Here is a 24,029-nt window from a genome sequence, read left to right as displayed (position 1 = left end):
AGTTTGTCGCTAGGAAAAGATGATGAAAAAAATCCGTACCCTTCTTGTTGATGATGAACCTCTTGCTGTCAGAGGGTTGGCTATACGGCTTGAGAAATATGAAGATATTGAGATTATTGGTAGCTGCGCCAATGGCCGCGAAGCTGTGAAAGTGATCAAAGAGCAGCGGCCTGATTTGGTGTTTTTGGATATTCAGATGCCAGGGTTTGATGGTTTTTCTGTTTTGAATGCTTTGGTTGGTGAAAGTATGATCCCATTGGTCGTGTTTGTGACGGCCTTTGATCAATATGCATTAGAGGCTTTTGAGGCCCATGCATTGGATTATTTGTTAAAACCCGTCGAGGAAGAACGCCTTCAGGAAGCAGTGCACAGGGTACGTGAACATGTATCACAACGTGCTGCGATAGAGCAAAATTCACGTCTTGTAAAACTTTTGGAAGGAATGGAAAATCCGCCGAAAGAGGCACTGTCTGCTTTACTAGAGGCACCGAATGAGCCATTACAGGATGATCGTTACGATCCGCAATTACGGATTAAAGACAGAGGCCATATAACAATCGTTGACATAGCGGATGTTGATTATATTGATGCCGCTGGTGATTATATGTGTATCCATATCGGTGAAAGAACACATATCCTGCGTGAAACGATGAAAGTTATGGAAAAACGATTAGATCCCAAGATTTTCCAACGTATTCACAGATCGACAATCGTGAATTTAGATAAAGTCAAAGAGGTTCGCCCTCATTCGAACGGCGAATGTTTCCTTACACTGGATGGTGGAACCGAGCTAAAGGTCAGTCGCTCCTATAAAAGCGTTGTTGGGCGGTTCTTATAACGGTTAAACTTGGGGGATATGTTCCATCAAACGCGGACCTATACGGAGTGGCTCAATACGTTTTGTAAGCCCTGATTGGTCGTCTGTTTCAATGAATGTTCCGCATATTGTTGCTTCGCCGTCAGCAGGTGAATAGCGTTCTTTGTTCATCTTGGTAAGGAAACGACTGATGGGCTCTTCCTTTTTCATACCTATTACGCTGTTATAATCACCGCACATGCCGGCATCGGTTTGATATCCTGTGCCAGCCGGTAAGATCTGGCAATCTGCCGTTGGTACATGACTGTGGGTTCCGACAACTAAGCTAACTCTGCCATCCAGATAGTGCCCCATGGCCATTTTTTCCGATGTAGCTTCGCCGTGAAAATCTACAACAATAGCCGCCAATGAGTTGCCTAAACGATATTGCTTTAAGACTGTGTCAATTGCGCGAAAGGGACAATCTAGCGGGTTCATGAAAACCCGTGCCATTGCATTAACTACGAGGATTTTTTTGCCGCGCGGGGCATCGTAAAGACCAAAGCCTTTTCCTGGTGTTCCTTCCGGATAATTGAGAGGGCGTAAAATTGTTCCAGCATTCATGTGGGACATAATTTCACGTTGGTCAAACGAATGGTTGCCGCCTGAAATCACATCTGCGCCCGCCTCGAGAACTTGATTAGCGATTTTGCTGGTGATTCCGAAACCGGAAGCTGAGTTTTCGCCGTTTACAATTACAAAGTCTAACTTAAGTGATTTTCGTAATTCTGGTAGTGCATCAATAACGGCTGAACGGCCACTGCGTCCCATTAAATCACCCAAAAACAAAATACGCATAAAGACTTACTTCCAGCTTTTTAATTGTAACAATTGCAGTATAGAAATTGTTTGCTTACTTTTTGGGTAAGATAACCCCGGTTTCTGTGATTACCCCGTGCAGAGGTAAATCGTGAGGCTCAGTTGGTAAGTCATCAACGATTTGCGCTGCATAGGCAAAGCCAAAAGCTTTTATAGCACTATATTTTGCAATTGTGCGATCATAATATCCGCCTCCCCATCCAAGCCGGTAACAATTCTCGTCATAAGCCAAAAGGGGCACAATCAGAACGTCAGGAATGACAATTGGAGCGTTTGTTTCGGGCTCTTCTATGCCGTATGGGCCAGCACTTAGTGGATCGCCTTGCCCCCAGCGCTTAAACTCGAGTGGTGTATTTTTTCCTGTAACAACAGGTAGCGCCAGGCGATACCCTTTTTGTTCAAGGTCATGGGCTAGAAAACAAGGGTTAAGCTCATCGCCTACAGAGGAATACAGCCCAATACATGCCTGAGTAGGTATGTCTTTCAAAAGAGATTTAGCATGCTTCGCCGCTTTTTCCGCAGCTTCCATGTTATACATTTTATGCATGGCGCTACGCATATGCTTAGCTTTTTTTCTGAGGGCCGTTTTGGATTCGGATATGGTGTTCAAGTGAATAACCCGTGTTTTATTCTTGCTGCATAAGCCAGAAGGGTGAAGGTGCGGGACCACTTCTGCCGTATTGACGTTTGTACCCTCTGGAACCTGACAAGTCAGGTGGGCGCCGTATGAAAGAGACCACGATCTCGGCCAGGGACAGCTCCCTAGAGGTAGTTATAGCCCCAGGGGTTACTTCGTATCAGACGCACAGCGCAGTGCCCGCGCCCCTTACTTAGGACTTTGCGAGCTGATCTGCAATACCTTCTACTTCAACTGCGACTTCTGTAAGTATTCCAGCGAGATCATCTTCAGAGATTCCGCCAATAATTCCCTGTTGTCCTTTGCCTTCTAATGCTTCATTTAATTCATCTGCAATCAAAAGACTTGCCATCAACAGTAATTTGCTTTCGCTGACATGCCCAAGCTTTTCAGTAAGTTCGACCGTTTTGGAATTTACATACTCAGCAAGTTGCTTCAATTGTTCTTCTTCACCGTCTGCACATGCCAATAGGTGTGATTTTCCGTTAACATTGATAGAGATTTGCGCCATTTTATGCTCCTTCAACCATCGTTTCTACATGGGATATCGCACCTTCTAGGCGTACTTTCACTGTATCACGTTCAGCCTTTAGGATGGCATTCTCCTGTTTTAGGATGTCATTTTCCGCTTTTATTGCAGCAAATGCAGCCTCCATATTGCTGTTCTCCGTTGCATCTAACTCGTCCTGTAAGTCTGCGAATTGTGATTTCAGGCGTTGATAATTCTTTTCGATCGCGTCCTTTTCAGACCTAAGTTCATCAACATCACTATTTTTGTGTTTTTCGTTCGACAGGATAGCAATTTGGTCATGCAGTTTAAGATTTTCGCTCTCTAAGGCAGCTACTTTTTCAGCAAGCGCGTTTTTCTCAGTCACCATATTTTGGGCTGTTGATAAAGCTTCACGAGAATTAGCAACACCATGACTTAGGCGTGATAGAGATGCTTCGAGTCGCGTTCGTGCTGCTTCTAAATTGTTGTTTGATGCATCAGATTGCATTGATTTATCCTTTATCCGCCGAAATTATGGCCAGAAAAAATATTGCGTATTCCTTGAATAAGGTCGTCCTTTATTCAAGCGGATTGCATATAATCTGGCTGCTTTCTGCCAAAGACTACGCTTGATTTAGGGGCTTGGTCAATCACGGAAAAGATAAAATAGGATCAGGAAGAACCATTAATGACTGACTTAATTGAGTTCTGTTCTTGACTATGTGCTGCATCCTCGCCATTTTGGCGCAAATTCGGGGCTTAGGTCGCGCAATGTGGCCCAGCCAACCTTGTTTTTAGCTTCAAGCAATTAAAGGCTAGATGAGCACATGAGCGATATCGACTTTTCTCAAGAAAATGACCTTCACAATGACATGGCAAATGCAATCCGAGCACTTTCCATGGATGCAATCCAGAAAGCAAACTCTGGACACCCTGGTATGCCTATGGGAATGGCAGATGTAGCAACGGTTCTGTTTAGAAACTTTATGAAGTTTGATCCGAAGAACCCAACATGGGCAAACAGGGATCGGTTCATTCTGTCAGCAGGGCATGGCTCCATGCTGATTTACTCACTTTTATATCTGACAGGATATGAGCATCCTACGATTGAAGATATCAAAAATTTCCGCCAACTTCACAGCCCGACTGCGGGCCATCCTGAATTTGGTGAATGTCCGGGTGTGGAAACGACAACAGGCCCCTTGGGGCAGGGGCTGGCAACATCGGTTGGGATGGCAATAGCTGAACGCCTTTCGAATGCAGAATACGGCGACACAATTACAGACCATTATACATATGTGTTAGCGGGCGATGGTTGCCTGATGGAAGGCGTAAGCCAGGAAGCAATCTCGCTTGCGGGCCATCTTAAGCTCTCCAAAATGATTGTGCTTTGGGATGACAATTCGATTTCGATTGATGGCAGTATTGATCTTTCGTCAAGTGAAGACATGGGTATGCGCTTTGAAGCAGCCGGATGGCATGTTCAGGCGGTGGACGGTCATGATCCAGAAGCGATTGAAGCAGCGATTGCAGAAGCGCAGCGCAGTGACCTGCCATCTATGATCGCCTGCCGTACGACAATTGGTTACGGCTCTCCGAATAAACAAGGCACGGCTGCTACGCACGGTGCACCACTGGGTGATGATGAAATTGCTAACGCGCGTGAGTTTCTGAATTGGCCGCATGCCGCATTTGAAATTCCCGAAAATGTTCTGAATGAATGGCGCGCTGTCGGTGCTAAAGGGGCAGCGCTTGTGAGTGACTGGCAAGCTGAGTTTGCAAAGCTTGATGAGTTTGTACGTGCTGATTTTGAACGCCGTCAAAACAAAGAGCTGCCATCCTCTTTCGCTACATCAATTAATGATTATAAAGCGCAATTGGTTGCAGAACCCGTTAAGGTGGCGACACGTAAAGCCAGCCAGATGGCACTAGAGGTTATCAACGGTGTTGTTCCAGAAACAATTGGTGGTTCTGCTGACTTAACCGGTTCCAACCTTACGAAAACAAGCCAGACAGAAGGTATATCGGCTGACGACTTCACGGGGCGCTATATATATTATGGTATCCGCGAATTTGAGATGGCAGCAGCGATGAATGGTTTGGCGCTTTATGGCAGCCATATTCCATACGGCGGTACTTTCCTTGTTTTCACTGATTACGCGCGTCCAGCTATCCGTTTGGCGGCGTTGATGAAGCAACGTTCTATTTATGTGATGACACATGATAGTATCGGCCTCGGCGAAGACGGACCAACGCACCAACCTGTTGAGCATGTTGCAAGTTTGCGCGCTATGCCGAACCTCAATGTGTTTCGCCCTTGTGACGCTGTTGAAACAGCAGAATGCTGGGCGCTAGCGCTTGAAGCCAAGGAAACACCGTCAGTGTTGTCACTAACGCGTCAAGGGCTTAAGCAGCAGCGCCTTGATCATACAGAGGAAAATCTTTGTGCCAAAGGCGGTTATATCTTGCACGAGGCGTCAAATGGTAATCCTGCTGTTGTTTTGATCGCAACCGGCTCAGAAGTTGAAATTGCTGCCGAAGCGCGGGAACGTCTCGAAGCAGAAGGCACGCCGACACGTGTTGTTTCTATGCCGTCTACCGAGTTATTTGACCAGCAAGACAGCAGCTATAAAGCAAGCGTGCTACCCTCTGATGCATTGAAGGCTTCTATTGAGGCGCTTACTACGTACGGCTGGGAGCGTTACACAGGTATTGACGGCGTTAATATCGGTATTGATACATTTGGCGCGTCGGCGCCTGCGGATGCTCTGTACAAACATTTCGGTATAACAGCTGATGCGCTGATTGATGCTGTTAAACAGAAGCTGTAAGGCATAGTTAAGAGATATTTGAGTTTTACTGTTGATTTTTACCTCATGTTGAGGGTTCTTTTGAAAGATTGGAGACTAGGGAATGACTGTTCGCGTTTCTATTAATGGATTTGGCCGTATTGGCCGTAACGTACTTCGCGCGATTTACGAGAGTGGCCGCACAGATATCAAGGTTGTAGCACTGAACGACCTTGGTGACGCTGAAATGAACGCATACCTTTTGAAGCGCGATAGTGTCCATGGCCCATTCCCTGGTGAAGTGAGTGTTGAAGACGGTGCTATCATCGTAAATGGCGATCGCATTCGTGTAACCGCTGAGCGCGACCCTGCGGCTCTTCCATGGGGTGAAGAGAATGTTGATGTTGCAATGGAATGTACCGGCATTTTCACTAAGCGTGATGCAGCGGCAAAACACCTTGAGGCCGGTGCCAAGAAAGTCTTGATCTCAGCACCTGGTACAGACGTTGACCGTACAGTTGTGTACGGTGTGAATAGCGATGAACTAACAGCTGATGACATTATTGTTTCTAACGCGTCGTGCACGACTAACTGCTTAGCGCCGGTTGCTCAGGTTCTTGACGGACTTGTTGGTATTGAGCGTGGTTACATGACAACTGTTCATGCATATACAGGTGATCAGCCAGTTCTTGATACACTTCATAGTGACCCGCGCCGTGCTCGTGCAGCAGCGCTTTCAATGATCCCTACATCCACTGGTGCAGCTAAAGCTGTAGGTCTTGTGCTTCCTGAGCTTGCAGGCAAGCTTGATGGCTCAGCGGTTCGCGTACCAACACCAAATGTTTCTATGGTTGATCTTAAGTTTGATGCAGGCCGCGATACAACGGCGGAAGAAATCAATGCTGCGATCAAAGAAGCTGCGGAAGGCCGTCTTAAAGGTGTTCTAGGATATGAAGATATGCCAGCGGTTTCTATCGACTTTAACCATAACCCGAACAGCTCAACGTTTGATGCAAGCCAAACAAAAGTTATTGATGGCCGTTTTGTACGTATCCTCACGTGGTACGATAACGAATGGGGCTTCTCAAACCGTATGTCTGATACAGCGGTTAAGATGGCGAGCCTTGGTTAAGGAATATAGAATTTGAAATCAGGCGGCTTTATAGCCGCCTTTTTTATATTGATCTTATTAAGAGAAGAAAAATGGCATTTAATCGAATTTCTGACTTTGGTGATTTGACGGGTAAACGTGCAGTAGTCCGTGTGGATTTAAACGTTCCAATGCAAGATGGTGTTGTAACCGATGATACGCGCCTTCAAGCCGTGAAGCCGACTGTTGAGGCAGTGCTGAAGGCCGGCGGTAAATGTGTTTTACTCGCGCACTTCGGTCGACCCAAAGGACAAAAAGTATCCGAAATGTCACTGAAACCCGTAGTGCCGGCACTAGCTGATGTTTTGGGCTGTGATGTGGCTTTTGCAGAATTGGGTAGTGAATTGCCTGGGACGAATGTTGTTGTGATGGAAAACACGCGTTTTGAAGCAGGTGAAGAAAAGAATGATGCCGAACTTGCCAAGCGCTATGCAGCGTTGGGTGATGTTTATATTAACGATGCCTTTTCATGTGCGCACCGCGCTCATGCATCCACAGAGGCGATTGCAAAACTACTGCCCGCAGCCGCCGGTGAAACAATGGGGGCTGAACTTGAGGCTCTGGATAACGCTCTCGGCAATCCGAAATCACCGGTTGTTGCTGTTGTAGGTGGTGCTAAGGTTTCTTCAAAACTTGCAGTGCTTGAAAACCTCGTCGCGAAAGTAGATCACCTAATTATTGGGGGCGGCATGGCGAACACCTTCCTTTATGCTGGGGGTGTTGATGTTGGTGCAAGCCTCTGTGAAAATGACCTTAAAGACACGGCGCTTGCTATCCTCGCGAGTGCAGAAAAAGCAGGATGTCAGGTACATCTGCCGAGTGATGTCGTCGTCGCTAAAGAGTTTAAAGCAAATGCAGAAAATCGCACCATTACGGCTGATGATGTAGCTTCAGATGAAATGATATTGGATGCAGGCCCCGAAACTGTAACCGCTCTCTGTGACGTTTTGGAAAATGCAAACACGCTTGTGTGGAACGGCCCAATGGGTGCCTTTGAAATGGAACCTTTTGACCGGGCGACCGTGGCACTGGCGCAAAAAGCAGCATACCTAACTGATGAAGGCTCGCTTCTTAGTGTTGCTGGTGGCGGTGATACAGTAGCCGCTCTTGCGCATGCAGGGGCAAAAGACAGCTTTACCCATATCTCTACGGCAGGTGGTGCATTCCTTGAGTGGATGGAAGGCCGTGAACTACCGGGTGTGGAAGCCCTTAAAAAGTAAGCACTTTATTGCCTCTTCGAATTGGTTTCCAAAATATGTGTGACACGGAAAAGCTCCGCAGCGAGGTTTTCTGTGTCAATCGGTTTGGGAACAAATCCTTCAATTTCATGCTTTAAACATTCTGTGCGATCTTGTTCGCTGACGTTGGCTGTGATGGCGATACTTGGTAAACGTGCTGTTTTCTCTGATAAAGTTCGAATGTTTTGGATCGTTTCATACCCGTTCATGTTTGGCATATTGATATCAAGCAAGCAAACATCAAAGAAGGGTTTGTCAGGGTAAATTAAAGTCGCTTTTACGGCTTCAATAGCTTCTGGTCCGCTATCGACGCAAGTAACAGAATGCCCCCATTTTTCGACGATACTTTGGATCAGCAGGCGGTTCACTGTGTGATCGTCAACAATTAGAATGTTAAGTTGGTTTTGTTGATGAATATTGATGTCTTTAAAGGATAGCTCCGTTTGAGGGGCTGCTTTGGTTGTTTCTATTTCTAGAGTGAATTTACTTCCTTCACCCTCGATAGACTCAATGGTCCACTGCCCATTCAATAGTGAACTCAGTTGCTTGCATATTGAAACGCCCAAGCCCAATGCATCTTCATATTGTTTGTCTTGGGGCCTGTTCAGGAAATCCTCAATTTCTGAACGTAATGATGGCTTCATGCCTATACCGCTGTCTTCAACCCAAATTGTCGCAATTGAATTATGTTCAGATTTGTCTCTTATCCCCAAGCCTACGGTGATGGTGCCATTCAATGTAAATTTAATTGCGTTACTGAGTAAATTCATCAAAATTTGACGGATAATTCTGTAATCGCTTTCTATCCAAATGGGTTCATCAGATTCGCTCTCAATCCGGATATCCAAAAAGTTTTCACTGAGTTGTTGGGTGTATGGTTCTACAATTGTTTGAACCAGAAGATTTAAGCAGAAAGGTTCGTTTATTGGTATTATTTCACCAGAATCCAACTTGGAAAACTGCATGATATCTTCGATTAAACCGAGAAGCGTGTCCGCCGACACCTTAGCAGATTGCGAGAATAGTTTGATGTCATCGGCATTGGTTGTGGGTTGGTCTATGAGTTCCAAAAAGCCAATGATATTTGTAAGCGGTGTTCGTATCTCGTGACTAATGCCAGCGAGGAACAAGGTTTTAGTACGATTTGCTTTTTCGGCTGTGTCTTTTGCTATTTTTAATTGTTTCTGTTGATTTTCGAACTGTTCTGCCATGTGGTCAAATGCCATGCTGAGTTCAGCGAACTCATCTTGACCACTCAGGTTGCTTCGAACATTTGTATTGCCATTTGCAATAGCTGCCGCACTGTCCAGCAGTGGTGTTAGTCTTTTTCTAAGTCTTAAACCTAATATTGCAACGAGGCCAGTGCCGATAATGATGAAGAATGTTGCCAAGAGTTCAGATGGGAAGGTAACAATAGACGTAATATGATCCAAGACCGTTCCATAGTCTTCAACAATGATCAGTGTCCAGCGGTTTATTGTATTGTCAGGTGTAACAAAGGTTAAACCAGCATAGGCGGCAATTAGGTCTGATTGATCGGTTACTCTATCAACCGAGATAGTGCCATACTTTGTCGTTGTATCGATTAAGTCTCTAGAGAATGCAATGCCAATATTATCAATAGTCTCTCCAACTAATCTTGAGCGGTGGGCATATTGAATGGTATTTTTTTCATCGATAACCAATATCATTTTTATGCGTTCATCAGCTGCTGCAAAAAAGATATCATAACCAATTCTGGTTTCATTTCCGCTACTAAGCAACGTATCTAATCGACCTTGGTGCGATTGCATCAATAATCGAGATTGTTTTTCAGCAAATTCGTAAGTCTCTTTTTTAGCAGCGGGGATAACGATTATATAGAATGCGAAAATCAGAATTAGCCCGCTAATAAGGAAGAGGATCGGTATCAGGGTTTTAAGAGCGAGATTCTTAAGCATATGGTTAATCCGATCCCAGTCGCTTTAATGCGGTGGTCAGGAAATCTCCCCGGATCGACGGAGGTTTTACCCCTTCACGAACAAAGCCTAAATCAATACCGTGCTGAATATTTATATCGATGATAGACTGTATGCTTGAATGATTGTTTTCAAAGGCATTTATGTTATCAGTCGGACTCCAAATTTTGACGCCATTTTTCGCCGCCACATAATCTTCTCTGTTCATCGCGCCAATAGGAAGATCATCACTAGATTTTAGAGAATTGATGTAGTTTAGTGTTTTAATCCAACCGACAATTAAATCAACAACTCGGTTTGGGTATTGTTCGATGTATTTATTTCTGACAACCAGAACATCAATAATTTCACCAGAGATTTCTGAAGAATCAAATAATTTTACGGCCCCCAGTTCAGCGACTTTCGCTCGGTCATATCCGTATATGCCAACGGCGTCCAACTCCTCAGCTTCATAAAGCTCTGCCATAATTCTATTATCGATACTATTCATAATGACATCATCAAGTGACATGCCATTGATTTCGAGAGCCCGTAAAAACATATAGCCTGTGATAGAGTCCATTTCTGCTGCTACACGTTTGCCCTTAAGATCCTTAATGGATTTATATTCTGGTTTTGCAAGGATTGCGTCAGCGCCTTCCGAACTGTCGAGCACTAAAACGATTGAAACATCTACCTCTTTCTCTGAGATTTCAATAGCTCTGGAGAGAGACATGGCTGCTGCATCAATACTGGCCCCTCTAATCGCCTGCGCTAAGGCAAGCGAGCGCGGGGTTTCAACCATATGAACAGAATTTTCAGGGTACATGTTCAAGGTCTCAGCCATGAAAAACGTATCATATCCGGGCCAGAGGTTCGCAGCGACTGTTATCGGTGGGTCTGGATGTTTGGGTGCGCATGAATTTATGGTAAACACGCACAGAACAGAAATCATGACTTGAAGATAAAATTTCATCAGCTTGATCATTAGTTCCCGCCTTTAAAATCATCGCTGGGATTAAGTTTACACGAATAACACAAATAGGGAAGCGATCATTCATTGCCTAGTTTAGCGAGTTTGTGTATCAAGACAGCGTGTTGTTATGCAGTTTGAGGCAGAGCATGTTCTGAACCCAAACTGCATATAATTAATATGGTTTTTGCGGCTGCGGCCTAATTTACAGGAATTTCTCATGAAGCCAGGTGTTGTATTCGGTGAAGATTATGCAAAGCTTGTTCAAAACTGCAAGGATGGAGGGTTTGCGCTTCCTGCGGTGAATGTAGTTGGAACAAGTTCAATTAATGCGGTTATGGAAGCTGCTGCGAAGAATAAATCTGATATTATCATTCAGTTTTCGAATAGTGGTGCTCAGTTCTATGCAGGAAAAGGCATGGAAGACAGTTTTGGTGCCAAGGTACTGGGGGCTGTGTCTGCGGCGAAACATGTTCAATTATTGGCAGAGCACTATGGTATTTGTGTTGTTCTTCATACTGACCATGCGAACCGGAAATTGGTTCCTTGGGTTGAAGCCTTAGTGGAAGAAAGCCGTAAGAACATTAATAAAGAAGGCGTGCCACTTTATAGCTCGCATATGCTCGATTTATCAGAAGAAGCTATTGATGATAATCTGGAAACCTGTGCCCGTGTTCTTAAAGACATGGACCCGCTTGGCATGAGCCTGGAAATTGAATTGGGTGTTACAGGCGGTGAAGAAGACGGCGTGGGTGCTGATGTCGGCGATGATTTTGAAAACCCCAGCCTCTACACACAGCCCGAAGATGTGTTGAAAGCCTATGATTTACTAACACCGCTTGGGCATTTCTCTGTGGCTGCATCGTTTGGTAATGTGCACGGTGTGTACAAACCGGGTAATGTTAAACTTCGCCCTGAAATCTTGAAAGCGTCACAGGACTTGGTGATTGCAGATCGCGCAACAGGTGCAAATCCGTTGAATTTTGTATTCCACGGCGGTTCCGGTTCTGAAAAAGCGAAAATTGAAGAAGCGCTTGAGTACGGTGTTTTCAAAATGAATATTGATACAGATACTCAGTTTGCTTTCTCTGAAGCTGTTGGCAAATATGTAAACGAAAATCAGGAAGCGTTTAAATGGCAGGTGCATCCTGAAACAGGTCAGCCATACAAAAAGCAATATGACCCGCGCGTTTGGCTTCGTAAATGTGAAGAGGCGATGATTGCACGCCTTGACGAAGCCTTTGTTGATCTTAAATCACGCGGGAAATCCCTTGCGGACTAGTTCGCAGACATAGGTTGAATTAAAATGGCCCCAACAAAAGAACCATGCATGCTGTATTTGATCACGCCTGAAGTGATTGAAGATGTGGATCAATATATTATTGATCTGGAAAATATTTTTAAATCAGTCGAGATCGCTTGCTTGCAACTTCGACTTAAAAATATTGACGATGAGCAGGTTTTGTTTGTCGGGGCAAAAATCCGCGATGTTTGCCACGCTCATGATGTGGCATTCATCGTAAACGACCGTGCTGATTTGGCAGAAGCCTTGGACGCAGATGCTGTTCATATAGGACAAGGCGACGGTAGCATTGACGAAGCCCGCGATATAATCGGTTTTGACCGTGATATCGGTGTGACATGCCATGATAGCATGGACCTTGCCTTTCAGGCAGGAGAGGCAGGTGCTAATTACGTGGCCTTTGGTGCCTACTATCCTAGCGAGACCAAAGCTACTGAGCATCAGGCAGATACGGAGCTGCTTCGTGTCTGGTCAGCGATCACTGAGCTTCCTTGTGTCGCTATTGGTGGCATTACAGCCGAAAATTGTGGGGAGTTGGTAAAAGCAGGTGCTGATTTTATAGCAGTGTCAGGCGCCGTTTGGAACTACCCAGGTGGTGCAGTAGAAGGGGCTAAGAAACTTCTGAGCGCGATCAGAGCGGCCGAATCTACATAAATAAAAGGCCGTCACGTAAAGCAGCCTTTTTTCAAGTGCTTCGATCAAAGACTTTTTAGCGTTTCCAAAAGAACTTCAACTTCTGGCCTGTTGCGATAGCCTTCTTCGCGAAGTTTCGCTTTTACAATACCATGTTCATCAGTGACTATAATCATGGGGTGAGGAATGCCATAGGCAAAGTGCCCCTCTTTATGCTCCTCATTCCGTATTCCAAAGGCCTCGATAATTTTTGATCCTTCATCAGAGAGAAGGGGATACGAAATCTGATATTTCACTTTAAACTTATTAAGGGCAGGTACAGCGTCATAGCTTATACCGATCAAATTGTACCCAAGTGCTTTAGCGGGTTTTGCTGCTGACTTGTTTAAGTCAATGAGTTGATTCTTACAAAACGGGCACCAGTTTGCTGAGCGATAGAAAATAAGGACCGCGCCTTTCTGACCCACCACTGTATTAAAGGATTGCTCGTTTCCTTGATCATCCTTAACAGATAGATTGTGCGGTATTTTTGAACCAATCGCGGGGCCAATGTCTTCTATTTCCGCTGACAGGCTATAAGGGTTTGCCAGAAAAAGGAAAATACCAATTAAAAAAGTTCGCATGATGTATACCTTTTGCGTGCCGTAACATATTCAAAATGTATAGCGTATCCGATATGGCATTGAATATCACATTCGCGTCAATCTACTATCTGCTCAATAGCAATAAACAAGCCCAATTCACTTACCGCACGGTATTGCACAATAAGGTTAAATCTGTTAGACCGCGCTCCAAAGTCATCAGATGACTTTCGATCTTTGATTTATGGTTCTTGCTGAGGTGTGCTCATGAAAATTGATGGAAACTCCATTCGTCCGGGTAATGTTATCGAACATAAAGGTGGTTTATGGCGTGCTGTGAAAACGCAACACACCCAACCTGGAAAGGGAGGAGCCTATCTCCAGGTGGAATTAAAGAATCTAAGGGATGGTTCAAAATTAAACGAACGTTTCCGTTCCAGTGAGAAAGTTGAGCGTGCCCGTCTTGAGCAAAAAGACTATCAATATCTTTACCAAGAAGGCGACATGTATAATTTTATGGATCAGGACACATACGAGCAAATCTCGATCTCTGAAGAAGATATCGGCGAAGACGCGGTATTTTTACAAGACGGTATGCAGGTTCAGATTGAATTTCATGAAGAGACCCCCCTTGGTGTAAGTTTACCTGAAAAAGTAACACTGGAAGTCACTGAAACTGAGCCTGTTGTTAAAGGACAGACAGCATCAAGTTCATACAAGCCAGCGTTGCTGGAAAATGGATTGCGCGTTGGTGTTCCTCCGTTTGTTAATGCTGGTGACCGTATCGTTGTTTCTACGTCTGAGCGTGAGTATGTAAGCCGCGCTGACTAATTCTAGTATTTATTCATAGACCGCAGTGCGCTGAGGCACTGCGGTTTCTTTTTGATTTTATGAAGGGAAGCCAAAATGGCCCGTCGTTCCCCCTTAATTAATGTAATGGTTTCCGCGGTTATGAAAGCAAGCCGTGGTCTTCGCCGTGATTTCGGCGAGGTTGAACATTTGCAAGTTTCTAAAAAAGGCCCAGCTGATTTTGTATCAACCGCTGACCGCAAAGCCGAGCAAATTCTGTTTGAAGAGTTGTCTACAGCACGCCCGGACTTTGGATTTATTATGGAAGAGCGCGGAGAAATTGAAGGTAGGAAACCTGATACTCGCTTTATTATTGATCCACTTGATGGCACGACGAATTTTTTACATGGATTACCTCATTTTGCGCTTACTGTTGCGGTTGAGGAGCGCGGGGAGATTGTTGCTGGCGTCACGTATGCCCCTTTAACTGAAGATTTATTCTGGGCTGAAAAAGGTCAGGGCGCTTACCTGAATGATGCACGCTTGCGTGTTGCAGGGCGGGATAAGCTAGAAACTGCACTTTTGGCAACCGGTATTCCTTTCAAAGGTAAGGAAGGTGCAGAAGAATCTGTTGCTGAAATTGAGGAGTTTATCCCAAGCGTTGCGGGCATTCGCCGTTTCGGCGCTGCTTCACTTGATTTGGCGTATGTAGCAGCGGGCCGTTTTGACGGCTTTTGGGAAGATAACCTGAATATTTGGGATATTGCTGCCGGTATTCTGCTTGTTCGTGAAGCAGGCGGTTACGTGAGTGATATTTCAGGCCGTCAGGATATGCTAAAGAACGGCTCGGTTATTGCCTCAAATGATAGGTTACATTCACCGATGGAGCGCGTTATCAAGCGTGCTCGGCGTAATCTTGCAAAGAAAACTAACGTTAGTTAATCAGCGTTTTGTACTAGAATCGAAAAAGGCCTCAGTCGTAAACTGAGGCCTTTTTATTTGTACTAATTTACACTCTATCAGGTATTGAAACGGAAAAGCATCACATCGCCGTCCGCAACGGTATAGTCCTTACCTTCAAGTCGCATTTTCCCTGCGTCTTTTGCACCTTGTTCACCACCCAATCCAACATAATCGTCATATGCAGTTGTTTCTGCGCGAATGAAGCCTTTTTCAAAGTCAGTATGAATTACCCCAGCTGCCTGAGGGGCTTTGGTGCCAGTTGTGATAGTCCAGGCTCTTGTCTCGTTAGGCCCACACGTGAAATATGTAATCAAATTGAGAAGGTCATACCCGGCTCTGATCACCCGCGCCAGTCCAGTTTGGCCCAGGCCGAGTGTTTCTAGGAATTCTGCTTTCTCTTCATCTTCGTCCAACTGAGCGATCTCTGCTTCGACGGCCGCTGAAATAATAACGCAGCCTGATCCCTGTTCTTCAGCCATTTTTTGAACAGCCTCTGAAAATTCATTGCCGGTTGCAGCGCTATCTTCGTCAACGTTACAAATATAAAGAATGGGTTTCGCAGTTAAAAGTTGAAGCATCTTTAGTGTTTTGGCTTCTTCTTCATCTGCTACTTCTACAAACCTAGCGGGTTTTCCTTCTTTGAGAACTTCAATCGCCCGCTCTACCATGGCAAGGGTTGCAATCGCTTCCTTGTCTCCTCCGCGGACGCGCCTGCCAAGGTTGTGGATACGCCCCTCGAGGCTCTCAAGGTCTGCAAGCATTAATTCGGTTTCGATCGTTTCTGCGTCGGCCACAGGATCGACACGCCCGTCCACATGGGTGATGTCGCCGTCTTCAAAACAGCGTAGTACATGGCATATGGCATCTACTTCGCGAATATTGCCCAGGAATTGGTTGCCGAGGCCTTCCCCTTTTGATGCTCCGCGTACTAGCCCTGCGATGTCTACGAATGACAATTGCGTTGCTATTACATTTTTAGATCCCGCGAGTTTCGCTAGTTCGTAAAGCCTTTCGTCCGGGACGGGAACCTGCCCAACATTCGGTTCGATGGTGCAGAAAGGATAGTTTGCCGCTGCCGCAGACGCTGTGTTCGTTAAGGCGTTAAAAAGGGTTGATTTTCCAACATTGGGTAGACCAACAATACCACATTTAAAACCCATTACTTATCTCCTTTAAGTGCGCGAAGCATTGCAGCCATCGGCCCTTCTTGCTTACTATCTTGTTTTGATTTTTTAGGCGTTATGGCTTTCGTTGGTGAAGTCTTGTTGCCTGTATGTTTTTGCGTATTTGATTTATTTGGTGACGTCGAAAGTGCAACTTCACTCATAAACCGCGGTAAATCACGCTTGGTTAGCCACGATGAATTTTGCCCTGTGGCTGATAGCATATCATCCAGAACTGTTTGTTCAGATTTTGCGAAGTCACCTAAAACATGGCCGTGTACCCGATCTTTATGCCCGGGGTGGCCAATTCCCATACGAATACGATTGTAGTCTGCGCCTATGTGCGATGTAATTGACCTAATTCCGTTATGCCCTGCGGCCCCGCCGCCAATTTTTGCTTTTATTTTACCAAAAGCCAGATCTAATTCGTCGTAGAATACAAATACATCACCGGGGCTAAGTTTGAAAAAGCGCATGGCTTCCCCAACGGATTGACCGCTGTTGTTCATGAAGGTCTGTGGCTGAAGCGCAATAATTTTCTCGTTGCCAATTCGACCTTCAAAAGTTATGGCTTGCCATTTCTTCTGACCAGCGGAAAAATTATGGCGATGAACAATATCGTCCACCGCCATAAAACCAATATTGTGTCGATTGCGTTCATATTTGCTGCCAGGGTTGCCAAGTCCGACAAAAAGCAGCATTTCAAACTCCTTCGACTATACGAGATATTAACTCGAAATTATTCAGCAGTCTCTTCTGATGCTTCTGCTTCATCGTCTGATGCTGCATTCTCAGCAGACTTAAGTCCACTTGGAGCAACGATCGCACAGATTGTGAAGTCACGATCTGTAATCGTTGGTTCGCAGCCTTTTGGAAGCGTAACATCAGAAATCTTAGCTGCTTCACCGAGTTCAAGTTCTGCTACAGAAACTTCGATAAACTCAGGAATTGCGTCCGCAGGAACGTTTAGCTCGATATCGTGACGTGTGTGATTAATTACACCACCGCGCTTGAGGCCAGGTGAAACTTCTTCGCCAGTTACACGAACAGGAACTGACATTACAACAGTAGCACCTTTACCAAGGCGCAAGAAGTCAATGTGCATCGGTGCGTCAGACACAGGATGCAATTGCAGATCACGTGGAAGTACTGTTGCTTTTTTCTTGCCGACTTTAATCTCAAAAGTATGAGACATAAAACCGCCACGGTTTAGAAGACGAATAACTTCATTCTGTGGAATTTGAATAGCTTCTGGTTCTTTGTTATCACCGTAAATAACAGCAGGGACTTGACCAGCACGACGTGCTGCACGAGAGGCTCCCTTGCCAACTCGTTCACGCGGTTCAGCCGCGATAGTGATGACTTTGGCCATCTGATTTCTCCAATATTTTTATTCGGTCATAAAGTAATTTTATGTCCGACCGTCACTTCCTCCAGGGATGCAAGGACGGATTAGCTTGAAGCCTATGCATTCAAGGTTGGCGGGGTGTACCCTTTTTTCATGGATAATGCAAGGCTGAATCGGCTTAAAAACTACGTAAAAACGCTATTTCTAAGGCTTCTTGGCCGGAGGATATTAATTAGGCAAGTATTTTATTTTTGTTCATGTCAGGTTCAATCTAATGTTATATTCTGCGATTATAAAATGTGTTGGGTGTGAATCGTAAAGAGGAGACTTAAATGTTTAAGAATATAGTCAAATTCCGAAAGGTTGTTTCTGCAGCGGTTATACCTGTAATGCTCGGGCTTTCTGGTACAGCATTTGCTGAGTCAGATATCATTGAATTGAGTTTCTCAAAATATTTGGCGAAACGAATGGATCGTATATCCGCTATTGATAAGCAGCGGGAAGAAGTCTTCAGAGATTTTCGCAGAGATGGTTCACGTCAGGCACAACGCCCACGGGACCGTTTGAATAATAGCAGATTCTTCCAGACTGAATGGGCAAATGAAAGGTTAATTCCTAATCTTGATGATTATTCGGTACCTGCTCTCATAGAAGAAATGATGAAACGGGGGATTGAAGAAGCCAGTCCTGACGGCTTCAATGGTAGAATTGTTCTTGATATTACCGAGTTAAGGATTGCTAATTTTCCCCTTGCCGCGATTAATTCCTTCAATAGTCGCATGAAAGGCGTTGTTAAGCATTATGACGAGAACAATAATTTAATCGCTGAGCATAAAGTTTGGACAGCATTGGTGCCTAAATTTACGGCAGGCCGTAATTACCAAGGCCGTGATTATGCTTATTTAACGACGTCAGGCACTACACGAGTGGGCCCTGTTGCTGCGGAATTTACCGCAAAAGCCTTAGAGAAGATTTTCCCAGATTATGATGCGCCTGATCTTGTCTTTCTAACACCAGCGGATTTAGGAATCTAAATCTATCGGCTAAAATATGAAAAAGTCTCAGATGGGTTTCTGAGACTTTTAATTTTGTTTCATTATGTCTTAATCAAACAGGCTTGAAACGCTTGTTTCGTGTGCGATGCGGTTCATGGCTTCTGCAAGTAATGGTGCGACAGTAACCACACGAATTTTAGAGTTCGCATGAACACCTTCAGTAGGTTTAATGCTGTCAGTTATAACAACTTCATCCATTACACTGTTTTCTATGCGTTCTAATGCTGGGCCTGATAATACACCGTGAGCCACGTATGCCGAAACGGATTTGGCACCAGCGTCTTTGAGGGCTTTTGCTGCATTGCATAGTGTACCAGCACTATCAACTATGTCATCAACAAGTACGCAGTCCGTACCTTCAACTTCACCAACCAAGTGCATCACTTCGGAAACGCCAGCGCGCTCGCGCCGTTTATCGATGATTGCGATGGGAGCATCCATGCGTTTTGCATACGCACGTGCACGAACCACACCACCAACATCTGGCGAAACGATTGTTGTTTCACGGTTTGTGTACTTTTCTTTCATGTCGCGAACAAGCACAGGCATGGCATACAAATTGTCTGTTGGGATATCAAAGAAACCCTGTATTTGACCAGCGTGAAGGTCCATTGTGAGGACCCTGTTCGCGCCTGCTGTTGTAATAAGGTTTGCAACAAGCTTTGCTGAAATTGGTGTTCTTGGTCCAGGCTTTCTGTCTTGGCGCGCGTATCCAAAATACGGGATAACGGCGGTAATACGCCTCGCGGAAGCACGTTTTAAGGCGTCAATCGCGACCAGCAGTTCCATCATATGGTCATTCGCTGGGAAGTTCGTTGGCTGAACAATGAAAACATCTTCGCCGCGAACATTTTCATGAATTTCTACAAAGACTTCCTGATCTGAGAAACGTTTGATAGCTGCTTTTGTGAGTGGCATATTAAGATATGCAGCGATAGCCTCGGCAAGCTCGGTGTTAGAGTTACCAGATAAAATCTTCATTCCCATAAGGTCGCCTCCCTGTGGCAGGAAATGTTGAGGTTTGAATATGGGGCTCGTTTATCAGGGCCAACCTGTTCTGTAAAGTTATCCGTAATAATTCTGCAAACTTCCTCACGAAGGTGTGTTTTTATCGATGATAAAGCTACTCAAAATCGCACAAAATATAGAATCGTCTACTTTTAAGGGTGGGGAAGTGTGATGGCAGACATTTGCCGACCATAATCTGATTCGTTTTTATGAGTTGTCCTGCGATATGAGAAATGATTCTGGCTGGTATATGTATCTGTAGTGGATGAATAGATTGATTGAAGGCCGGTTTCGCGAAGCTGCCATTTTACAAACTCAGGTAAATTGAACTGAAAATGGTCGTTATCACATCCACTATGAAAAAATTTATTGTAGGCTTCATTGTGTTCTAAGAACTTATCTCTAAATGGCTGCGTCACTTCATAGCTAGGTTGATGAATTGTTGGGCCTATTGCCGCTGTTATGGTTTCCAATTGTGCACCCAGTGACAACATCTGATTGATCGTAGCTTGTAAAACCCCGGATAGTGCTCCTTTCCACCCTGCATGTGCGGCTCCAATTACTTTATTCTTTTTATCTGCGAACAGCACCGGTGTGCAGTCGGCGGTTAAAATTCCGAGCACAAGGCCCGGGGTGTTTGTAACCATTGCATCAGCTTCTGGGCGATTTTCCTTCCAATCGCTGTTGGCACGAACAGTGATATTACTATGGACTTGGTAAAGGCTTAAAACGGGTGTCGTTTTATCACCTGTTAAGGCTTCAGCGACTAAAGCGCGATTAGTGATAATACGCTCCGGAATATCATTAGACCCGGGGCCGCAGTTCAAACTTTTATATATGCCTTCAGAAACACCACCATTATTGGAAAAAAAGCCATGAGGGTAATCAATAGCGTTCGAATATTCGAGTTGGCATGTCTTGATTTTTTTTGTATTCAGCATGACTTTGTCTTTATTGGATGGCTCGTTGACCTATAACTGTTAGATGGCAGTTTTTAGCCATTCTTTGTACTTTTTAGCGTCTCGGCGCTGTGTAATCTGTGAACCGATCATGTTCCATAATGGTGGCCAAATTGGGTCCGGGTTTTTACCTGCTGAAATTCGCTGTATCTGACTTTTGGCCCAAGCCATTTCTGATACACTTTCAAATGCGGGCTTTGACATTTTAATATCTTTGGTTCGTACCTTGTCAATTTGGTTTTCAACTAACTTTTGCGCTACATTTGGATCGCAAGCAAACGGCTTGCCCATCCCAATAATGTCGAGTGCGCCAGTTTCAAGCGCCTCGTCCATAATGCCTTTGCTTCTGAAACCACCTGTCACCATGATAGGTATGGTTGTTATTGCTTTTATTTTTGTTGCAAACTCTAGGAAATAAGCTTCGCGGGCGAGCGTAGACTCGCTCGTGGGTGTTTTACCAGACATGGCTGGGGCTTCATAAGTGCCGCCAGATATTTCAAGAAGGTCTAATTTTTCCACATTCAGCATTTTGATAACGGTCTCTGCATCTTCTTCTGTAAAGCCACCACGTTGGAAATCTGCACTATTTAGCTTTAGACCAATACTGAACTTATCACCTGTCGCGTCTTTAACGCTTTTGATGATTTCCATAAGAAAACGGGCTCTGTTTTCAATAGAACCACCCCATTCGTCCGTACGTTGATTGGTTATTGGAGATAGAAATTGACTGATCAAATACCCATGTGCACCGTGAATTTGCACCCCGTCAAAGCCTGCTTTATCCAGTATAGATGCTGTTTTACCAAAGCGTTCGATCAAATCGTTTATTTCGTCACTACTCAGTTCGCGAGGAATGGCAAACATGCCGCGCGCTCCGGGAATGTTAACACCGACGGCAGACGGGGCAACTGGTTCATCGTCCATATTGGCAAAAACCTGTCGCCCGGGATGGCTAATTTGTGCCCATAGTTGATTGCCGCCAATGGTTCCGGCATTTGCCCATGCCTTCAGCCCTTCAATATGCCTGTCGTCTTCTACGATAACATTGTTGGGTCCTGTAAGCGCTTTACGGTCGACCATGATGTTTCCAGTTATCAGAAGGCCTGGTTTGCCTTCTGACCAGCGTTTGTATAAGTTTATCAAACGGTCACTTGGACCATGATCTGGGGCACACAGGCTTTCTTCCATCGCAGCCTTTGCTACCCTGTTTGGGAAGCTTGAGCCGTTGGGTAGGTTGAATACGGAAGACAAGGATGTGGCCGCCATAATAATATCTCCTGATTGAATATATTGGTGAAATTACATCAGCGGTCTTTAATTACAAGTCGGCATGGATTATAAAAATGTATAGTGTCTATTCAAATTTGATATGATTAAGCAGAAGTACTTTGAAAAGCTGTCCCATCTGATCTGGCGCTGTCAGTCGAACAAGCTCACCTAAAATCTTCTTTTGCAAGTCTTCCGGGGCATCCTTCGCCAAATTTTGTGCCCGTTCACCAATTCCTGCCTGCATTAGAAATGCGCCTTGTTCAAAGGCCCCATTCACTTTTACTCCAATCTCTTTCGCCACATTCGCTAGCTGGTCAAACGCAACATGAGCGGTTAAATCTGCGCTGCCCGGGTTTTCTAGTGTGGGCACATATGTATGATGCTTTAGAGCTTGAAACGTATCGCCGCCAGTTGACTGAATATATCCATAGTCGATAATAATAGCGCTTCCGCCGTATTTTTTGATCCGCTCGGATACTATACCAGTGATGGATAATGCGGCGGGACAAACCTCATAAATTGAGCCATTTTCTTTTGCTTTGAACGATGACGGAACCAGCGAAAATTGTGGTCCGGGATTGGATAATACATATTCTAACGCACCGTTCTTTGTAGCGACCATGCGTTCAAACCAAATACCATCTTTCTTTTCAAACTGATGGATTGGCAGGGCATCAAAAAATTCATTGGCGACAATCAGGGAAAACCCCTCTGGTACGTCATGAATTTGATCATGCCAATTGGCATCAGGAACCTTTTCCTTTTGTAAGGTTTTTAATTGTTTGCTGGTTTCAACAAAATGTATGTCTATTGCTTCATGAAAATTGGGCACCATTTTCGTAGCGCGCAAAATGTCAGCCATCAAAGTCCCTCGGCCGGGGCCGAGTTCGATGAGCATAGTATTTTTTGGGCTGCCGGCTAATAACCATTTTTCGGCAAGCTTGAGGCCAATAATCTCGCCGAACATCTGGCTGATTTCAGGGGCCGTTGTAAAGTCGCCTTTTTCGCCAAAAACAACCTGTTGCTGATAATAGCCAAATTCCGGATCCATCAGGCATTCGCGCATATAATCTGCGATAGAAATCGGACCTAATGCAGCGATGCGCCTTTCTAACTTGTCCTGAAGTGAGCGTTGAGCAGACATAGGGTTATGGCTTGGTTCTTGTTTTGCTGTGGTTCATGCCTTTATGGATCAACCATGCAGCCAGAAGGAACATAGGCACGGATAGCATCTGGCCGCGCGAAATGCCCGCTATTAATCCAATATGGCTATCTGGTTCGCGGAAGAATTCAACAGTGATACGCGCAAGCCCATATCCTATGAAAAAGAGACCTGCGATCACCCCCGGGCTCTTTTTGGGAAGATTGGTTCTGTGATATAAAATTTGCAAAATAATGAATAATAGCAGCCCTTCCCCGAAGGCTTCATATAGTTGGCTTGGATGGCGCGCTAGCTGTGACGGGTCATCAGGGAACACCATCGCCCACGGTACATCCGTTGCTCTGCCCCAAAGTTCGCCATTAATAAAGTTTGCTATCCTTCCACACAGCAACCCAATCGGGCTTACAATCGCGACGAGATCAGCTACCCGCATTAAATTCAGCTTGTTTTTTCGCGCGATGAAAATCACGGCTAAAACAACACCGATTAATCCACCATGGAAAGACATTCCCCCATCGGCAAAGCGGAAAACAAGCAACGGGTCGTTAAAAAACTTTCCTTCACCGTAGAAGAGGACATAACCCAAACGTCCGCCTGCGATAATGCCGATTGTAGCCCAGAAAATCATGTCATCCAGATGATCTTTTGACATAGGTGCGCCTGGTTTTTTGACAATTCGGCCCATGTACCAGCCAGCAAAAAGCAAACCCGCAAGATACGAAAGCGAATACCATCTGATAGCAAGCTCACCAACCAAAGGTACTTCCCCGAAACTTATAATGACGGGGTCAATATTAGGGAAAGGGATGGTTGTAGATATGGCGCTGAATGTTGCTGCGAAAATATCGATCATCAAAAATCCATATGTTGATTTCAAGACAAGGTGTTTGAACTTTATGCGAGTTTT

General features: G+C 44.9%; 24 protein-coding genes and 1 other RNA gene. 9 read left to right on the top strand and 16 right to left on the bottom strand.

What is annotated here, in order from left to right; genetic code table 11:
- Positions 1–22: 22 nt before the first annotated feature.
- A complete protein-coding gene (locus tag KFF44_RS14525; RefSeq protein WP_370691174.1) occupies positions 23–838 on the top strand; it encodes a LytR/AlgR family response regulator transcription factor in 816 nt (271 codons plus the stop codon).
- Positions 839–841: 3 nt separating this feature from the next.
- Here KFF44_RS14525 and KFF44_RS14520 read toward each other — a convergent pair whose 3' ends face one another.
- The 5 genes from KFF44_RS14520 to KFF44_RS14500 all read right to left on the bottom strand — a co-directional run bounded on the left by KFF44_RS14520 (position 842) and on the right by KFF44_RS14500 (position 3,310).
- On the bottom strand, positions 842–1,654 hold the full coding sequence (locus tag KFF44_RS14520; RefSeq protein ID WP_255935452.1) for a TIGR00282 family metallophosphoesterase: 813 nt from the start codon (positions 1,652–1,654) through the stop codon (positions 842–844).
- A 55-nt stretch (positions 1,655–1,709) separates the two neighbouring features.
- Positions 1,710–2,345, bottom strand: a complete 636-nt coding sequence (locus KFF44_RS14515; protein ID WP_255935451.1) for a 5-formyltetrahydrofolate cyclo-ligase — start codon at positions 2,343–2,345, stop codon at positions 1,710–1,712.
- A non-coding RNA gene (gene ssrS, locus KFF44_RS14510) (6S RNA) lies at positions 2,335–2,495 on the bottom strand. Before ssrS ends, KFF44_RS14515 begins: the two co-directional genes overlap by 11 nt.
- A gap of 10 nt (positions 2,496–2,505) precedes the next feature.
- Positions 2,506–2,823, bottom strand: a complete 318-nt coding sequence (locus tag KFF44_RS14505; protein WP_255935450.1) for a cell division protein ZapA — start codon at positions 2,821–2,823, stop codon at positions 2,506–2,508.
- A gap of 1 nt (position 2,824) precedes the next feature.
- Positions 2,825–3,310 (bottom strand): hypothetical protein, encoded by a 486-nt coding sequence (locus KFF44_RS14500; RefSeq protein WP_255935449.1) that lies wholly within the window; start codon positions 3,308–3,310, stop codon positions 2,825–2,827.
- 319 nt (positions 3,311–3,629) lie between these two features.
- Here KFF44_RS14500 and tkt point away from each other — a divergent pair, with 319 nt between their 5' ends.
- The 3 genes from tkt to pgk all read left to right on the top strand — a co-directional run bounded on the left by tkt (position 3,630) and on the right by pgk (position 7,961).
- Positions 3,630–5,633, top strand: a complete 2,004-nt coding sequence (tkt, locus tag KFF44_RS14495; protein ID WP_255935448.1) for a transketolase — start codon at positions 3,630–3,632, stop codon at positions 5,631–5,633.
- A gap of 82 nt (positions 5,634–5,715) precedes the next feature.
- Positions 5,716–6,723, top strand: coding sequence for a type I glyceraldehyde-3-phosphate dehydrogenase (gap, locus tag KFF44_RS14490; RefSeq protein WP_255935447.1), 1,008 nt, complete (start codon positions 5,716–5,718; stop codon positions 6,721–6,723).
- Positions 6,724–6,794: 71 nt separating this feature from the next.
- Positions 6,795–7,961, top strand: coding sequence for a phosphoglycerate kinase (gene pgk, locus KFF44_RS14485; RefSeq protein WP_255935442.1), 1,167 nt, complete (start codon positions 6,795–6,797; stop codon positions 7,959–7,961).
- Positions 7,962–7,966: 5 nt separating this feature from the next.
- Here pgk and KFF44_RS14480 read toward each other — a convergent pair whose 3' ends face one another.
- Together KFF44_RS14480 and KFF44_RS14475 are read right to left on the bottom strand one after the other, a co-directional pair.
- Positions 7,967–9,919 carry a response regulator gene (locus KFF44_RS14480; protein ID WP_255935441.1) on the bottom strand — a complete coding sequence of 651 codons (1,953 nt, stop codon included), beginning with the start codon at positions 9,917–9,919 and terminating at the stop codon, positions 7,967–7,969.
- 4 nt (positions 9,920–9,923) lie between these two features.
- Positions 9,924–10,904: an ABC transporter substrate-binding protein gene (locus tag KFF44_RS14475; RefSeq protein WP_255935440.1), complete on the bottom strand. Its 981-nt coding sequence runs from the start codon at positions 10,902–10,904 to the stop codon at positions 9,924–9,926.
- 205 nt (positions 10,905–11,109) lie between these two features.
- Here KFF44_RS14475 and fbaA point away from each other — a divergent pair, with 205 nt between their 5' ends.
- Both fbaA and thiE read left to right on the top strand, forming a co-directional pair.
- The gene (gene fbaA / locus KFF44_RS14470) at positions 11,110–12,171 is read left to right on the top strand and encodes a class II fructose-bisphosphate aldolase (protein ID WP_255935439.1); all 1,062 of its coding nucleotides are present in this window, start codon (positions 11,110–11,112) and stop codon (positions 12,169–12,171) included.
- A gap of 24 nt (positions 12,172–12,195) precedes the next feature.
- Positions 12,196–12,846: a thiamine phosphate synthase gene (gene thiE / locus KFF44_RS14465; protein WP_255935438.1), complete on the top strand. Its 651-nt coding sequence runs from the start codon at positions 12,196–12,198 to the stop codon at positions 12,844–12,846.
- 44 nt (positions 12,847–12,890) lie between these two features.
- On the opposite strand, the gene KFF44_RS14460 is transcribed toward thiE, so the two are convergent.
- Positions 12,891–13,448 carry a peroxiredoxin family protein gene (locus KFF44_RS14460; RefSeq protein ID WP_255935437.1) on the bottom strand — a complete coding sequence of 186 codons (558 nt, stop codon included), beginning with the start codon at positions 13,446–13,448 and terminating at the stop codon, positions 12,891–12,893.
- A 225-nt stretch (positions 13,449–13,673) separates the two neighbouring features.
- Between KFF44_RS14460 and efp the strand changes: the two genes are divergently transcribed.
- Positions 13,674–14,237, top strand: a complete 564-nt coding sequence (gene efp, locus KFF44_RS14455; RefSeq protein ID WP_255935436.1) for an elongation factor P — start codon at positions 13,674–13,676, stop codon at positions 14,235–14,237.
- 75 nt (positions 14,238–14,312) lie between these two features.
- Entirely contained in the window at positions 14,313–15,137 is an 825-nt protein-coding gene (locus KFF44_RS14450; RefSeq protein WP_255935434.1) for an inositol monophosphatase family protein, read from the top strand.
- A gap of 77 nt (positions 15,138–15,214) precedes the next feature.
- Here KFF44_RS14450 and ychF read toward each other — a convergent pair whose 3' ends face one another.
- The 3 genes from ychF to KFF44_RS14435 are packed head-to-tail and all read right to left on the bottom strand — an operon-like array spanning position 15,215 to position 17,693.
- Positions 15,215–16,318 (bottom strand): redox-regulated ATPase YchF, encoded by a 1,104-nt coding sequence (ychF, locus tag KFF44_RS14445; RefSeq protein WP_255935432.1) that lies wholly within the window; start codon positions 16,316–16,318, stop codon positions 15,215–15,217.
- Positions 16,318–17,022, bottom strand: a complete 705-nt coding sequence (gene pth, locus KFF44_RS14440; protein WP_255935424.1) for an aminoacyl-tRNA hydrolase — start codon at positions 17,020–17,022, stop codon at positions 16,318–16,320. Before pth ends, ychF begins: the two co-directional genes overlap by 1 nt.
- 38 nt (positions 17,023–17,060) lie before the next feature.
- On the bottom strand, positions 17,061–17,693 hold the full coding sequence (locus KFF44_RS14435; protein ID WP_255935422.1) for a 50S ribosomal protein L25/general stress protein Ctc: 633 nt from the start codon (positions 17,691–17,693) through the stop codon (positions 17,061–17,063).
- A 308-nt stretch (positions 17,694–18,001) separates the two neighbouring features.
- Here KFF44_RS14435 and KFF44_RS14430 point away from each other — a divergent pair, with 308 nt between their 5' ends.
- Entirely contained in the window at positions 18,002–18,703 is a 702-nt protein-coding gene (locus KFF44_RS14430; RefSeq protein ID WP_255935420.1) for a hypothetical protein, read from the top strand.
- A 69-nt stretch (positions 18,704–18,772) separates the two neighbouring features.
- Here KFF44_RS14430 and KFF44_RS14425 read toward each other — a convergent pair whose 3' ends face one another.
- From KFF44_RS14425 to lgt, 5 genes are all read right to left on the bottom strand, one after another.
- Positions 18,773–19,705 (bottom strand): ribose-phosphate pyrophosphokinase, encoded by a 933-nt coding sequence (locus KFF44_RS14425; RefSeq protein ID WP_370691173.1) that lies wholly within the window; start codon positions 19,703–19,705, stop codon positions 18,773–18,775.
- Between the two features lie 179 nt (positions 19,706–19,884).
- Complete coding sequence (gene pgeF, locus KFF44_RS14420; RefSeq protein ID WP_255935417.1) at positions 19,885–20,673, bottom strand: peptidoglycan editing factor PgeF; 789 nt, start codon at positions 20,671–20,673, stop codon at positions 19,885–19,887.
- A gap of 39 nt (positions 20,674–20,712) precedes the next feature.
- Entirely contained in the window at positions 20,713–21,957 is a 1,245-nt protein-coding gene (locus KFF44_RS14415) for an NADH:flavin oxidoreductase/NADH oxidase family protein (RefSeq protein WP_255935415.1), read from the bottom strand.
- Between the two features lie 88 nt (positions 21,958–22,045).
- A complete protein-coding gene (locus tag KFF44_RS14410; RefSeq protein WP_255935413.1) occupies positions 22,046–23,104 on the bottom strand; it encodes a class I SAM-dependent methyltransferase in 1,059 nt (352 codons plus the stop codon).
- Positions 23,105–23,108: 4 nt separating this feature from the next.
- Positions 23,109–23,975: a prolipoprotein diacylglyceryl transferase gene (lgt, locus tag KFF44_RS14405; RefSeq protein WP_255935411.1), complete on the bottom strand. Its 867-nt coding sequence runs from the start codon at positions 23,973–23,975 to the stop codon at positions 23,109–23,111.
- Between the last annotated feature and the right edge of the window lie 54 nt (positions 23,976–24,029).

This window comes from Kordiimonas sp. SCSIO 12610 (assembly GCF_024398015.1).
Classification (GTDB): Bacteria; Pseudomonadota; Alphaproteobacteria; order Sphingomonadales; family Kordiimonadaceae; genus CANLMI01.
Note: the sequence above shows the minus strand (reverse complement) of the source record. Positions and strands in the feature narration are given on the sequence as shown.